Origin of the sequence: Bradyrhizobium sp. HKCCYLRH3061 (assembly GCF_051168015.1) — a bacterium.
In the GTDB taxonomy this organism is placed as follows: Bacteria; Pseudomonadota; Alphaproteobacteria; order Rhizobiales; family Xanthobacteraceae; genus Bradyrhizobium.
Window position 1 is genome coordinate 1 of sequence record NZ_JBNPUE010000032.1, and the last position, 13361, is coordinate 13361.

Annotated in this window: 12 protein-coding genes; 10 read left to right on the forward strand and 2 right to left on the reverse strand. The window is 67.5% G+C overall.

Annotated elements, in window-relative coordinates:
• From ACQR2C_RS31650 to ACQR2C_RS31685, 8 genes are all read left to right on the forward strand, one after another.
• A partial coding sequence (locus ACQR2C_RS31650; RefSeq protein ID WP_434882886.1) for a hypothetical protein occupies positions 1-305 on the forward strand: 305 nt, incomplete at its 5' end.
• Positions 306-585: 280 nt separating this feature from the next.
• Positions 586-1131: a phosphonopyruvate decarboxylase gene (locus tag ACQR2C_RS31655; protein ID WP_434846151.1), complete on the forward strand. Its 546-nt coding sequence runs from the start codon at positions 586-588 to the stop codon at positions 1129-1131.
• On the forward strand, positions 1131-1712 hold the full coding sequence (locus tag ACQR2C_RS31660) for a thiamine pyrophosphate-dependent enzyme (RefSeq protein WP_316238090.1): 582 nt from the start codon (positions 1131-1133) through the stop codon (positions 1710-1712). The genes ACQR2C_RS31655 and ACQR2C_RS31660 overlap by 1 nt, the downstream gene beginning before the upstream one ends.
• Positions 1713-1873: 161 nt before the next feature.
• Positions 1874-3040: an acyl-CoA dehydrogenase family protein gene (locus ACQR2C_RS31665; RefSeq protein WP_316238091.1), complete on the forward strand. Its 1167-nt coding sequence runs from the start codon at positions 1874-1876 to the stop codon at positions 3038-3040.
• Positions 3041-3210: 170 nt separating this feature from the next.
• Entirely contained in the window at positions 3211-4323 is a 1113-nt protein-coding gene (locus ACQR2C_RS31670) for a CaiB/BaiF CoA transferase family protein (protein ID WP_434882887.1), read from the forward strand.
• A gap of 2 nt (positions 4324-4325) precedes the next feature.
• Positions 4326-5174, forward strand: a complete 849-nt coding sequence (locus ACQR2C_RS31675) for an FAS1-like dehydratase domain-containing protein (protein WP_434882888.1) — start codon at positions 4326-4328, stop codon at positions 5172-5174.
• 111 nt (positions 5175-5285) lie between these two features.
• Positions 5286-6908 (forward strand): benzoylformate decarboxylase, encoded by a 1623-nt coding sequence (gene mdlC / locus ACQR2C_RS31680; RefSeq protein ID WP_434882889.1) that lies wholly within the window; start codon positions 5286-5288, stop codon positions 6906-6908.
• Positions 6909-7237: 329 nt separating this feature from the next.
• Positions 7238-9031: a hypothetical protein gene (locus tag ACQR2C_RS31685; protein WP_434882890.1), complete on the forward strand. Its 1794-nt coding sequence runs from the start codon at positions 7238-7240 to the stop codon at positions 9029-9031.
• A 398-nt stretch (positions 9032-9429) separates the two neighbouring features.
• Here the strand turns inward: ACQR2C_RS31685 and ACQR2C_RS31690 are convergent, their stop codons facing one another.
• Both ACQR2C_RS31690 and ACQR2C_RS31695 read right to left on the reverse strand, forming a co-directional pair.
• The gene (locus ACQR2C_RS31690) at positions 9430-11118 is read right to left on the reverse strand and encodes an outer membrane beta-barrel protein (protein ID WP_434882891.1); all 1689 of its coding nucleotides are present in this window, start codon (positions 11116-11118) and stop codon (positions 9430-9432) included.
• A 430-nt stretch (positions 11119-11548) separates the two neighbouring features.
• Complete coding sequence (locus tag ACQR2C_RS31695; protein WP_434882892.1) at positions 11549-12346, reverse strand: SDR family NAD(P)-dependent oxidoreductase; 798 nt, start codon at positions 12344-12346, stop codon at positions 11549-11551.
• A gap of 85 nt (positions 12347-12431) precedes the next feature.
• Between ACQR2C_RS31695 and ACQR2C_RS31700 the strand changes: the two genes are divergently transcribed.
• Together ACQR2C_RS31700 and ACQR2C_RS31705 are read left to right on the forward strand one after the other, a co-directional pair.
• Positions 12432-12905 carry a MarR family winged helix-turn-helix transcriptional regulator gene (locus tag ACQR2C_RS31700; RefSeq protein WP_434882893.1) on the forward strand — a complete coding sequence of 158 codons (474 nt, stop codon included), beginning with the start codon at positions 12432-12434 and terminating at the stop codon, positions 12903-12905.
• The gene (locus ACQR2C_RS31705) at positions 12902-13138 is read left to right on the forward strand and encodes a hypothetical protein (protein ID WP_434882894.1); all 237 of its coding nucleotides are present in this window, start codon (positions 12902-12904) and stop codon (positions 13136-13138) included. The genes ACQR2C_RS31700 and ACQR2C_RS31705 overlap by 4 nt, the downstream gene beginning before the upstream one ends.
• The last annotated feature ends 223 nt before the right edge of the window (positions 13139-13361 follow it).

Genomic DNA, 13361 nt, shown 5'->3' on the forward strand with positions numbered 1-13361 from the left:
CGAAAGCGATTCGTCAGTCACTCGACCGAGGAATCATCCATTTCCGGCAGCAAAATGGTAAGTTAGCGCCAATGGGGCCACGCCTGAGGCCCCCCACCTGTTCGATCGCCCGTCGTCGCAACCCGGCGGCGCGATTCGAGTTAGAAGCCGCGACTGAAATTGCCGTCAGCCCGCCCAATCTCGAGCGCTTGGGCCTTCGATACCCGATCGCGACACATGATGTATTTCAGAACCTGCGCGTCGGTCCCGGCACGATGGGCACGCCACATGTCGAGGGAGAAACCGTTCTTTGCCACGCAGGCTGAGAATGAGGACTGTCGTTGCGCTCTCTGGCGTTTGCAACGCTGGAAGCGAAGAGCGCGGTCGATACCAGGAAAAAACCAAGCAGTTTCATCAAATCATTCCCTTGAGATGTCATGTGAGATCAAACACGGGAACAATAGCCAGCACGATCGCAAGCATAAGCGTGGGGTTGCCCATAAAATCACGGGGAGACATGATGACCTCATGTGATGAGGCGCAACGCGTGCTTTGACCAGATCATTCCTCGCACCCTTTGCGGGTGCTCATTTACCGAAAGTCGTCATGGCAGTATCCGACCCGCCGACAACAGGCCCCGACTGGCCGCTTGCCATCTACGAGGCGCTGAAGGCCGCCGACGTCCGGCAACTCTGCTACGTCCCGGACGCCGGCCATTCCCGTCTGATCGGCCTTGCGCATGACGATCCCGCAATCGCCACCACGGTCCTGACCACCGAAGAGGAAGGCGTCGCGCTGTCCGCCGGCGCCTGGCTCGGCGGCCAGCGCGCGGTGCTGCTGATGCAATCGAGCGGCGTCGGCAATTGCGTCAACATGCTCTCGCTGCTTCAGAGCTGCCGCTTCCCGTTCCTCACTTTCGTGACGATGCGCGGCGAATGGGCCGAGTTCAATCCGTGGCAGGTGCCGATGGGAAAGGCCACGCAGGCCGCCTTCGAGATCATGGGCGTCACCGTGTTCCGGCTCGAGCATCCCGAGGACGCCGGCGAGATGGCGGCCGCCGCCGCCAAGCTTGCCTATGACAGCGAACAGCCGATCGCGGTGCTGATCTCCCAGCGCATGATCGGCGCCAAGAAGTGGACGGAGGCCAAGTGATGCGTGCCGCACTCGACCGCCGCGCCGCCGTGAAGGCGCTTTTGCAGGACCGCGGCGACCTCCTGGTCGTCAGCGGCCTCGGCTCATCGTCCTACGATGTGTTTGCCGCCGGCGACCATGATGCGAATTTTTACCTGTGGGGCGCGATGGGCGGCGCAGCCATGATCGGCCTCGGATTGGCGCTGGCGCAGCCGTCACGACCCGTCGCGGTCATCACCGGTGACGGCGAGCAGTTGATGGGGCTCGGCAGCCTCGCGACATCGGCTGCGAAGAGGCCGCGCAATCTTGCGATCGTCGTGCTCGACAACGCCCATTTCGGCGAGACCGGGATGCAGATGAGCCATTCCGGGCTCGGCGCAAATCTCGAACTGATCGCGACCGGAGCCGGCTTTCCCTCGGTCAGCACCATCGAGGACAGCGCGGCGCTCGATGCCTTTCGGCCGAAGCTGCAAGATCTGTCCGGGCCGCATTTCGCCCGCGTCGCGATCTCGACCGATCACGTCGACCGCGCGCTGCCCGCACGCGACGGTGTCTTCCTCAAGAACCGTTTCCGCGGTCATCTCGGATTTCCCGTCAGCTAGAACGCAGCCGCAGGCCGCCTGCTCTGTCGCTCCGGCAAGGCTGCTCGGCTGCAACGCTGGCATTCCAAGCTTGCCAAGCGTGACCCGCTTGGTCATAGGCTATCAGGAACAAGTCCAGGGAGAGAGCCCAGGCCGCGTCACGGCGGCCCGCGGAGCAACACATGACAGACCAGCATCAGCACGACGATTACGCCGACATCCGCGACGCAGTGGCCAAGCTGTGCGCGCAGTTCCCCGGCGAATACTGGCGCAAGCTCGATCGCGAGATGGCCTATCCTTCCGCCTTCGTCGATGCGCTGACGCAGGCCGGCTATCTCTCCGTGCTGATCCCCGAGGAGTATGGCGGCGCCGGATTGAAGCTGTCGGCGGCGGCGGCGATCCTCGAGGAGATCCAGCGCGCCGGCTGCAATGGCGGCGGCTGTCATGCCCAGATGTACACGATGGGCACGGTGCTGCGGCACGGCTCGGCCGAGCAGAAGTCCAAATGGCTGCCCAAGGTCGCCAGCGGCGAATTGCGGCTGCAGGCGTTCGGCGTCACCGAGCCGACCTCGGGCACCGACACGACCTCGCTGAAGACGGTCGCGAAGCGCGACGGCGACAGCTACATCGTCAACGGCCAGAAGATCTGGACCAGCCGCGCCGAATATTCCGACCTGATGATCCTGCTCGCGCGCACCACGCCAAAGGACCAGGTGCAGAAGCGCACAGAGGGTCTCTCCGTCTTCATCGTCGACATGCGCGAGGCCAAGAAGGCCGGGCTCACCATCCGCCCGATCCGGACGATGATGAACCACGCCACCACGGAAGTCTTCTTCACCGACATGCGCGTGCCGGCGGAGAACCTGATCGGCGAGGAAGGCAAGGGCTTCCGCTACATCCTCTCCGGCATGAATGCCGAGCGCATCCTGATCGCGGCCGAATGCGTCGGCGACGCCAAATGGTTCATCGCCAAAGCCACCGCCTACGCCAAGGAGCGCGTCGTGTTCGGCCGCCCGATCGGCCAGAATCAAGGCATCCAGTTCCCGATCGCCAAGGCCTATGCGTCGATGCGGGCCGCCGAGCTGATGGTCAAGGAAGCCACCCGCAAATACGAGGCCGGGCAGGATTGCGGCGCCGAAGCCAACATGGCCAAGATGCTCGCGGCCGACGCCTCGTTCGAGGCGGCCAATGCCTGCATCCAGACCCATGGCGGCTTCGGCTTCGCCGAGGAATACGACGTCGAACGCAAGTTCCGCGAAACGCGGCTGTATCAGGTGGCGCCGATCTCGACCAACCTCATCCTCTCCTACGTCGCCGAGCACGTGCTCGGCATGCCGCGTTCGTACTGATATGCACGGTCGGAACAATCGCCCGCGGCCATCCTTCGAGACGCCCGCCTGCGGCGGGCTCCTCAGGATGAGGATCTTGTATGCGACGAAATCTTTAGCCCCTCATGGTGAGGAGCGCCGCCCTTGCGGCGCGTCTCGAACCATGAGGCCCCATTTCGTGAGTTCACGCCATGCTGCCGCTTGAGGGAATCACTGTCGTCGCCGTCGAGCAGGCGGTGGCCGCGCCGTTCTGCTCGTCGCGGCTGGCCGATGCCGGCGCTCATGTCATCAAGATCGAGCGGCCCGAGGGCGATTTCGCCCGTGGCTATGACGCCGCCGCCAAGGGGCAGAGCAGCTACTTCGTCTGGCTCAACCGCGGCAAGGATTCGCGCGTCGTCGATCTCGCCAAGCCGGAAGGCCGCGCCGAGCTCGAGAAGCTGATCGCCGGCGCCGACGTGCTGCTGCAGAACCTCAAGCCCGGCTCGATGGACAGAATGGGCTTCGCGCGCGAGCGGCTGCGCAAGGACTATCCGAAGCTCATCTGCTGCACCATCACCGGCTATGGCGACACCGGTCCCTACGCCGACCGCAAGGCTTATGACCTGCTGATCCAGGCCGAGAGCGGGCTCGCCTCGATCACCGGCGGGCCGGATGGTCCGTCGCGCGTCGGCATGTCGATCGTCGACGTCGCCACCGGCGCGACGGCGCATGCCGCGATCCTGGAGGCGCTGATCCGGCGCGGCCGCACCGGCGACGGCGCCGATATCAGGATCTCGATGTTCGACGTGATGGCCGACTGGCTCACGGTGCCGCTGCTCAACGCGGAAGCCGGCAATGCGCCGAAGCGCATCGGCCTCGCCCATCCCTCGATCGCACCCTATGGCGTGTTCACCTCGAAGGACGGCAAGGACATCCTGATCTCGATCCAGAGCGAGCGCGAGTGGAAGACGCTGTGCGCCAAGGTGCTGGACCAGCCGGCCCTGCCCGACGATCCGCGTTTCGCCAACATGGTCGCGCGCGTGCGCAATCGCAGCGTCACCGACGGCATCGTCGCCGAGCGCTTCGCGGCGCTGTCGCGCGATGAGCTGCTGGGCAAGCTCGCGAGCGCCGACATCGCCTTTGCCGAGGTCAACAGCATGTCGGATCTCGCGGTCCACCCGCATCTGCGGCGGATCGAGGTCGACACGCCAAACGGCGTCGTCAGCTATCCCGCACCGGCGGCGATCGTGGTCGGCGACGACAGGCGTTACGGCGCCGTGCCCGCGGTCGGCGAGGCCGCCTCGCCCCATCAGCGAAAGGGATGATCATGACGGACACGGTCGATCTCGATCACCTCCGGCAATGGATCGGCCGCAGCGCCGAGGCGACCGACCTCGTCACCCCGCAGCTCACCAAGGGCCTGCGCGCGACGCTTTTTCTGGACATCGGCGAACCGACGACCGGCGACATCGCGCCCTACACAGTGCACTGGTGTTTGGGCCAACCGGTGTTTCCGCACGATCAGCTCGGCCCCGACGGCCATCCGACGCGCGGCGGCTTCCTGCCGCCGGTGCCGCTGCCACGGCGGATGTGGGCCGGCGGCGAGGTGCAGTTCGTCGATCCCCTGCGCGTCGGCGATGTCGCGACGCGTGTTTCGACGATCACCGACGTCACCCTGAAGAGCGGCTCGACCGGCCAGCTCTGCTTCGTGTCGGTGGAACATGTCGTATCGACGTCGCGCGGGGTCGCGATCCGCGAGCGCCAGGACATCGTCTATCGCGACATGGGCGGCGCGCCGGCTGCGCCGGCAAAAGCGCCGCCGCCTCCGCCGGTCGCGCAGCACAGCGAGACGCGCGTGTCCGATGCGGTGCTGCTGTTTCGCTATTCCGCGCTGACCTTCAACGGCCACCGCATCCACTACGACCGCGACTACGTCACCAGGGTCGAGGGTTATCCGGGGCTGATCTTTCACGGCCCGCTGCAGGCCGCGCTGCTGGTCGAGTTCGCCGCCAGGCTCAAGGGCAAGCCGCCGGCCAGGTTCACCTACCGCGGCGTGCAGCCGTTGTTCGAAGGCAGCGAGTTCTCGGTCAACGCCAACGACAAAGATGGCGGCCTCGAGCTGTGGACGGCCAACGCCGAGGGGCAGCCGACCATGAAGGGCACCGCGACGTGGTGAGATAGGCTATCGTCATTGCGAGCGAAGCGAAACAATCCAGGGCCGCACCCGGGACTCTGGATTGCTTCGTCGCTTCGCTCCTCGCAATGACGGCAATTCGAGGAAACGCCTTTGGCAAGAACAACCAAAACAACAACCAAGCCCGTGACCGTCAAGCAGGCCACCTTCGCGCTGCTCCGCGCCTTCGGCATCAAAAAGGTGTTCGGCAATCCCGGCTCGACCGAGCTGCCGTTCCTCAGCGACTGGCCCGAGGACATCGACTACGTGCTCGGCCTGCAGGAGGCCTCGGTCGTCGGCATGGCCGATGGCTACGCGCAGGCGACGCGCAATGCCGGCTTCGTCAATCTGCATTCGGCGGCCGGCGTCGGCAACGCGCTCGGCAACATCTACACCGCGCACCGCAACCAGACGCCGCTCGTCATCACCGCCGGCCAGCAGGCGCGCTCGATCCTGCCGCTGCAGGCGTTCCTCTATGCCGAGCGCCCGTCCGAATTCCCGCGGCCCTACGTCAAGTACAGCGTCGAGCCGGCGCGGCCCGAGGACGTGCCGGGCGCGATCGCCCGCGCCTATTACACCGCGATGCAGCCGCCCTGCGGGCCGACCTTCGTCTCGATCCCGATCGACGACTGGATGCATCCGGCGCAGCCGATCGCGGCGCGCAAGGTCAGCCGCGAGCTCGGCCCCGATCGCGCCGCGATGGACGAACTGGTGGGCGCGCTCGCCGCGGCGAAGAACCCGGCGCTCGTGGTCGGCCCCGGCATCGATCGCGCCGGCTGCGTCGATCTGGTGGTCGCGGTCGCCGAGAAGGCCAGGGCCGCAGTCTGGGTCAGCCCGTTCTCGGCGCGCTGCGCGTTCCCCGAGCGCCATCCGCAATTCCAGGGCTTCCTGCATGCCTCGCCCGGACAATTGTCCGATGCCCTGAAGCCGCACGACCTCGTCGTCGTGATCGGCGCGCCGGTCTTCACCTTCCATGTCGAAGGCCATGCCGCGATTTTCGACGGCGCCGCCACGCTGTATCAGATCACCGACGATGCCGAGGGCGCGGCCGTGCCGCCGATCGGCACCAGCATCATCGCGACGATGCGTCCGGCATTGTCGCTGCTGCTGGAGCTGCTGCCGGAGACCGGGCGCGCGGCGCCGAAGGGCCGCGTACTGCCGGCGGCGCCGAAGCCAGCCGATCCGATCCCGGTCGACTATCTCCTACATACGCTGGCGCAGGCGCTTCCGGCGGGCAGCGCCGTGGTCGAGGAGATTCCCTCGCACCGGCCGGTGATGCACAAGTACATGCCGATGCCGGGCGCGGATTCGTTCTACACGATGGCGAGCGGCGGGCTCGGCTACAGCCTGCCGGCGGCGGTCGGCATGGCGCTGGGCCGTCGCACCGGCCGCACGGTGTGCCTGATCGGCGACGGCTCGGCGATGTATTCGCTGCAGGCGCTGTGGACATCAGCGCAGCGCCGGCTGCCGCTGACGGTCGTGGTCATCAACAATTCCGGCTATGGCGCGATGCGCTCGTTCAGCCAGGTCATGCAGGTGCGCAACGTGCCCGGGCTCGAGCTGCCCGGCCTCGACTTCGTCAAGCTCGCCGAGGGCATGGGCTGCGACGCGGTGCGCGTGAGCCATGCCGCCGAGCTCGAAGGTGCGCTGGCGCGAGGCCTCTCCCATGCCGGCACGAGCCTCATCGAGGTGATGGTCGACGCCGCGGTGCCGCTGCTCTACGCCCAGAAGGGCTGAGCCCGCGTTCGTACAGCGGACGTTCTGTCAACCACGCCGTATGCGACAATGCGTCGCATCTTCAATGGCGGCAGCATGGCTCGCCGCGAAATGCTCATCGGCCCGCCGCAACCGTGCAACCGGCGGTGTCGAGCGCAACCGATTGTTTCGAAAGCTTTCTGCTCCCCCGCGCCATCTCGCCGCGGCCGGCTTGCCGCAAACATCGCGAAATCCTGCCGTCAGCTTGCAGGCAGACGCCTTGCTGCTTGCAAGGTCCGACCATTCTGCAAGCCAAAATCATTTTCAAAAGGTTCCATCATCCAATCCAGCGTACCAAGGGAGTTGAGCTGATGGCGGATAAGAAGAATCTTCAAACCGCGGCGTCGAGGACCGATCTCTATCGCCATGTCAGCGTGCTGGCCCTGATGTCCGCTCTGGCGGTGACGGCTCTGCCGCATCAGGCCCATGCGCAGGCGATGACCACCGCCCTTGCCACATCGGCCACCACCAACGCCGCCGCGAAGGCGGCGCAGGATGCGGCGGCAAAGGCCGCGGCCCAGGCAGCCGCCAAGGCTGCCCAGGATGCCGCTGCCAAGGCCGCGGCTGCTGCCGCCGCCAAGGCCGCGCAGCAGGCTGCTGCGAAGGCGGCGGCCGACGCGGCTGCGAAGGCTGCAGCCAACGCCGCTGCGAAGGCCGCGGCCAGCGCCGCCGCCAAGGCTGCCTCCACGGCTGCCTCCACGGCTGCGACCGCCGCTGCGGCGACCGCGGCGAGCAGTGCCGCCAAGACTGCGGCTGCAACGACGACGGCCGCGGCCATGACGACCAGCACCACCGCCAAGCCGGTTGCTGCCACCACCACTTCGGCTGCGACGACCAGCACGGCCGCCAAGCCTGTCGCCGCCGCCAGCACCGCTGCCAAGCCCGCTGCTGCCGCCACCGCGGCAACGACGACGACCGGCACGGCCAAGACCGCCGCCGCGACCACCACGAGCACGACCACCACCGCCGCCAAGCCGGCCGCGGCGGCCACGACCACTGTCGCGCTCGCCAAGGCCACCGCGGCGCCGGCAGCCGCAGCGACGCCGGCCAAGGCGGCCGCTGCAGCGTCGAGCAGCAGCGATGCCGTCGCCAAGGCCAATGCCGCCGCAGCAGCCGCGGCGCAGACCGCGGCCGCCGCCGAGGCGCAGGTCGCTGCCGACCGCAAGGCGATCGACGTCGCCCGTCAGGCCGAGCAGAACGCGAAGGGCGCCGCGATCGAGGCGCAGGAACAGGCTGAAAAGAACCCGACAGCCGCCAACCAGGCCGCGGCGACCGCGAACGCCGCGAAGCTGAGCGCGGCCTCGGCCGCGCTGCAGGCCGCGTTCCAGAAGCTCGACAAGGACATCGACGTCTCCAACGAGGCCAAGGAAGCCGCCAACGCCGCCAAGGACACCGCGCGCGAGACGGCCGAGGCCGCCGGAAAGGCGGCCCAGCAGGCCGGCCAGGCGGCCGGCAACGCCAACAATGGCGGCAATGCCAACAATGGCGGCGCGGCGGCCGGCAACGGCGGCAACAACAACAATAACAACAATCAGCAGAACCAGGAGGCCAAGGAAGCGGCCGAACAGGCCGCGCTGCAGGCGGCGTTGAAGACCGGAGAGCAGGCCCGTGCGGTCGCCCAGCAGAAGACCCAGGCCGCGCAGGCGGCTGCGACCCAGAACCAGAAGACCGTCGAGGCCGCGCTGAACCAGAAGATCGGCACGATCGATGCGACGGTGGAAGCGGCCGAGCAGAAGGTGAATGCCGACCGGCAAGCCCTGGAGCAGGCGCGTCAGGCCGCGCAGCAGGCGAAGCAGGACGCACAGGAGGCCGCCGAGGTCCTCGAGCGCGCCAACAATGCGGCCAATCAGGCCGCACTGGCGGCGGCTCAGGCCAAGGCGCAGACCACCGCCAACGCCTTCAACCAGGCAAATGCGACGCTGAACGCCGACAACCAGGCTCTGACCCAGGCCCGCGAGACCGGCGAGCAGCAGGAGCAGGCGCTGCGGGCTGCGGCTCAGCAGCAGATCCAGGCCGGCTACACCGCCGCCCAGCAGGCCACCCAGGCCGCCTGGGCCGAGGCGCAGCAGATCGGCAACGCCGCGCTGGCCGCGCTCGAACAGTAAGGCCGCTGCGCGCCGCCGCTCGGGTTACGCCGGGCGGCGCGGACACCGATAACGATAACAAGACCATCACCAGCCGCATGCCGAACCGACCGGGGATGGCGCACGCGTCGGCGACCTGACCTCATCCCGCCGCGTGAGACTCCCCGGTCACCCCACCCGTCAGGCATGCATTGCCTCGAGGCCCCGTCCCCTGCGGGGCCTTTCTTTTTTGCGCGAGACGGGCCAGCCCGCCCTCGACGGCGATGCAGACCGGGCGCATCGTCCGCAAATCCGGTCGGACAGACGTCGCCGCGTCGGATGCGCGGGTTCGCGTTCGTGCCCTCGCTGTCGCGCGGCTCGCGCGGAACGACGGGCCGAGGTGCACGCGGCGACTGTCGTCCACCCGCCCTGTTGCCAGCTCAATATTGGAATCGCACGCCGACGACGCCGACCACCGCCATGAAGTTGTTCAGCGCGATATTGGAGCGGGTCCATTCGGTGCGGACCTCGCTCTTGAGCTGAACATTGCGGTTCATCTTGTAGGTGCCGCCCGCGGCAACGAACATGCGCTGGTCGACGCGGCCGATGCCGACGAACTGATCCTGGCCGTAGCCGCCGCGCAGCGTTCCGATCAGCCACGGCTCGAACTGATGATCCATCTGCAGGATCACGTCGCGCGACAGGATGCCCGAGACGTTCATCGCCGGCGTCTCGGAGGCCTGCGAGCGCGCCACCAGCACGAAGGTGGTGGCGTCGGTCGCGGCCCAGGCGAGCGTCGCATCCGCGATCACGCCGTTGATGTTCGGCATCAGCGGCGAGTCCATGCGGCGCGTGAGATAGCCGACCGAGGCTTCGCCGGTCAGCGTTCCCACGTTGACGACGGCGCCGCCGCGCGCGGTGATGCCGCTGGAATCGCGGCGCTGGCCGTTGAAGTCGACCTGCAGATCGTGGTTGCGCCGATCGAAACTCATGTCGACAAACGGCGAGATGTTCGGCGTCAGCGCATAGGTGACGCGGACCTGCGCGCCCGGCTGGGTGTAGTTGCGGTCCTGCGTCCGCAGCGGCACGTTGGCGACGATCAGCGCGTCGTTGAACACGACGCGGTCGGCCGATCCCTTGAATGCGATCTCGGCGGGACCGATCTTCTGCAGCACGCCGGCGCTGCCGCCGAACGTCGTGGCGCGGGGCAGCTTGAGCGCACCCGGCAGCGCCAATGCATCGTTGACGAAACGCGCCTCGCCGGTGATCGCGGTGCCCTCGGTGACGTCGTAGCGTCCTTGCGCCCGCGCCTCGAAGGTCGGATGGCTGAGCGAGCGGACGTTGGTGTCCTCGGTGTAGGCGCCGCGGAAATCGGCGTTGAGCTGATGCCGCTCCCATTGCGAGCGGACCGCGACTTCCGTCGCCACGATGGCGACCGGTGAGCCCTGCCCGCCGTTGCGCCGGGTCGGATTGGTGTCGTAGCCGGCCTGGATCTCGACGGCGGGCTTCACCAGGAACGACCCGACCGTCACACCCGTCGGATCGTAGGGCTTCGCATCGGCGGTCACCGGTTGCGGTTTCACCGTGTTCAGATTGCGATCGGGAAGAACGTCGCGGTTGCGCAGCACGGCCGCGGGCTGGGCTGCTGCCACGGTCTCGTCCGGCTTGGCCGGCTGTGCCTCGGCGGCTGGCTTTGCTGCGATCTGCCGTGCGGCGGGTTGCGGCGCGGCGCGTTGAGCGTCTCCCGCCGGCTCGGCCGTGGCGACGCGCGCGCCACGGGCGGGATGAAACGCGGCGAATCCGAAGCTGCCGACCGCCGCGTCGCGCTTGCCCGGCGCGGCCAGCGACGGCGCACCGGCATCGCGCACCGGACGCAGCAATGCGCTGACGCCACGCGGGTCCTGGCGCATCATCAGCGTCCGGCTGTCGTTGGTGATCCGCGGAACGTTGTAGTAGATGCTGCGCGCCGTCACGTGACGGAAGAACAGCCGGTCGGCGCGTCCCGGAACGACGTCCGTCGGCTTGGCCTTGATGGTCTGCTGCGCGGACGCGCCGTCCACCACCATCACGGTCAACAGCAGCACCTCGACGAGCGCGAGCGTGACCCCGCGGTGGGATCGCGTCACCATGAGCCGCTTGGTCCGCACCGCGAACGCGCCGGTCTTGGGTGGTGAATGAGCCTGCAAAGCAATGCCGGGGTATGCCAATATCACGTGACGACGTCAGGTCAGGGCGCCGTCGCAATGAATACGCAGCGCATGCACGCGACGAGCTCCCCTTGCCTGGCAGATAGCCGGAAAACGTCGGCGGAAGTTTTGCCGAGCCGGGATGATTTCAGGCGAGATTGAGAGCTGTTCGCAATGAGTCGCCGCGAAGCCGCGCAGCGGTGTCTTGGCGTTCGCAGACCAAACTAATTAGTTGAAACGAAGACGATCGCTGCGCGGAAGCCGGCGAAATTCGGACCTCGGCATGATCCTCTTTCGACGACAATCAAGGGTCCGAGACGGCTGCGGCGATCGCGGGCGCTGCGTCGTCGGCGACGGCCGACGCCTCTCGGATTCAGGACGCGAGGAAGCCGCCATCGGCCGCCAGGACGTGGCCGACGACATAGGACGACGCGTCCGACAATAGCCACAGCACCGCCTCGGCGATGTCCTCGGGCTGCCCCATCCGCCGCAGCGGCAGGCCGGCGGCGACGGTCGCGATGTCGCCGACACCGGCGCGCAGCATCATGTCGGTGACGACGCGTCCGGGCGCGATCGCGTTGATCCGGACGCCGCGCGGCGCCGCCTCCATCGCGGCCGATCGCGTCAGCGAAATCACGGCGGCCTTCGACGCCGAATAGAGCGCAAGCCCCGCATTCGGATTGCGCACGCCGCTCACGGAGGCGTTGATCACGATGCGGCCGCGGCCCTGCGCATACATGACCGGCAACTGCGCGCGCAGGCACAGGAACACCGAGCGCACATTGGCGTCGAACACGTCCGCATAGACGCCGTCGCCCTGCTGCTCGATCGGCGCCCGGCGCTCCTGGAGTCCGGCATTGTTGAACGCCGCATCCAGCCGGCCATAGCGATCCAGCACGACCTGCACGAGGTTCGCGACGTCGTCCTCGCGCGTGACGTCGGCCTTCACCGCGAGCGCCTCGGCCCCGAGCGCCCGGCATCGTGCCGCCGTATCGGCCAGCTCGGCCTCGCGCCGTCCGGCGACGACGACTGCCTCTGCGCCGCCGGCGGCGAGCTTCAAGGCGGCGGCCCGGCCGATGCCGGAGCCGCCCCCGGTGACGAGGCAGACCTGCCCCTGCATCCGCGACGCCGCGGGCGCGCGTGCCCCGGCCGTGAGCTGCGTATCACTCATCTCCGACCCTCCGCTGTACGGCGTCGTCGATGCCACGTTGCATCGTCTATTTGTTGTATGATACAACTATATGGCAGGAGTCAAGATGCCCGACCCGGATCTCACGCTCGTCGACGACATCCGCGCCGCCGCGCGCCTGATGGTGCGCGAGCTCGGCTTCATGGAAGCGACGCTGGCCGCCACCGACCTTCCGCCGTCGGCGGTTCACACCATCCTGGAGATCGGCCTGCGCGGCCCGCTGACGGCGATGCAGCTCGGCACGATCCTGCATCTGGAGAAATCCAGCATCAGCCGCATGGTCCGCAAGCTGATCGACAGCGGCGAGTTGCAGGAGACGATCGATGCCGGCGACGCCCGTATCAAGCCGCTCTGCCTCACAACCAAGGGACGGAAAACGCTGGCGGCGCTGCACGCCTTCGGCCGCCAGCAGGTTCGCGGCGCCCTGTCGTCGCTGTCGAAGGCCGAGCAGCGCACGGTGCGCGAGGGCCTGTTGCTGTACGCCCGCGGGCTCGAAGCTTGGCGCGCGGCAGAGCAGGACATGCAGCCGTCGGAGCCATGAGCGCGCCCGACGGGCAGATTGCGCATGCGCGTCATGACGAAACTGCCCGTCGTGTTGAAATGCCGCAGCACGTGGCCTTGCACCGTCGGGCAAATCAGGACGATGTTTCCGCGCATCCCGCCTCACACGAAGGGGCGTTGCGCGCGATCTTCACGACACGCGAGGCGGGGAGCGATGGCCGCGAGATGTCGCAGCGTGCTTGCGCGCGGACGAACGGCAACTTGCGGACGTGAAGTCGCAGGGTCCTGATACCCCGACGCTGGTATCACCCGCGCAATGCGCAAGCATTGTCGCGGCATGGTGGCCAACAAGCCCGGCGCACCAGGGAGACTGCGTATAAGCGTTAAAGACCGTCGCGCAGGGAATGCCGGAGTGTTCGGCTTTGCCTGTGGTACCTGCCGCCTGCATTTTTTTCTGCAGGCGGGCCATGGGTGAGGCCCTCACCCGGCATTCCCC